We start from the raw sequence: 964 nt of genomic DNA on the forward strand, positions 1-964 counted from the left end.
GCCCCACACGACTCTCGAGGGATCGCCATGCTGAAGCAGCCGCACACCAAGTACCGCGCATTCAAACCCGTCGCCTTGCCCGACCGCCGCTGGCCGGATGCCGTGCTGACGCACGCACCGATCTGGCTCAGCACCGACCTGCGCGACGGCAACCAGGCGCTGATCGAGCCGATGGACGCGCAGCGCAAGCTGCGCATGTTCGAGATGCTGCTGCGCATCGGCTTCAAGGAGATCGAGGTCGGGTTTCCGTCGGCCTCGCAGACGGATTTCGATTTCGTGAGGTTGCTGATCGAGCAGGACTGCATCCCGGACGACGTGACGATCCAGGTGCTGACGCCGGCCCGCGAGCCGCTGATCCGCCGCACCTTCGAATCGCTGCAGGGCGCGCGCCGCGCCATCGTGCACCTCTACAACGCGACGGCCCCGGGCATGCGCCGCGTGGTGCTCGGCCTCGACGAAGACGGCGTCGTCGAGCTGGCGTCCAGCCATGCGCGCATCTTCAACGAGTGCGCCGCGGCGCAGCCCGGCACCGACTGGCACTTCGAGTACTCGCCCGAGACCTTCTCCGACACCGAGCTGCCGTTCGCCAAGCGCGTCGTCGACGCGGTGACCGCCGTGTGGCAGCCCACGCCGCAGCGCCCGTGCATCGTCAACCTGCCGACCACCATCGAGCGCTGCACGCCGAACGTGTTCGCCGACATGATCGAGTGGATGCACCGCCACCTCGAGCGGCGCGATGCGATCGTGCTGTCGGTGCATCCGCACAACGACCGCGGCACCGGCACCGCGACCGGCGAGCTCGCCCTGATGGCCGGCGCCGACCGCATCGAAGGCTGCCTGTTCGGCAACGGCGAACGCACCGGCAATGTCGACCTCGTCAACATCGCGCTGAACCTGTACACGCAGGGCATCGACCCGGGCCTCGATTTCTCGGACATCGACGAGGTGCGCCGCTGTGTCGAGC

Annotated in this window: 1 protein-coding gene; it reads left to right on the forward strand. The window is 68.2% G+C overall.

The window, feature by feature from the left end; all coding sequences use genetic code 11:
* Positions 1-27: 27 nt before the first annotated feature.
* Positions 28-964: 2-isopropylmalate synthase (locus AC1D15_RS34420; RefSeq protein WP_477829601.1), on the forward strand; the 937-nt coding region annotated here is incomplete at its 3' end.

The sequence above is a fragment of the Rhizobacter sp. P2_H2 genome (assembly GCF_056403375.1).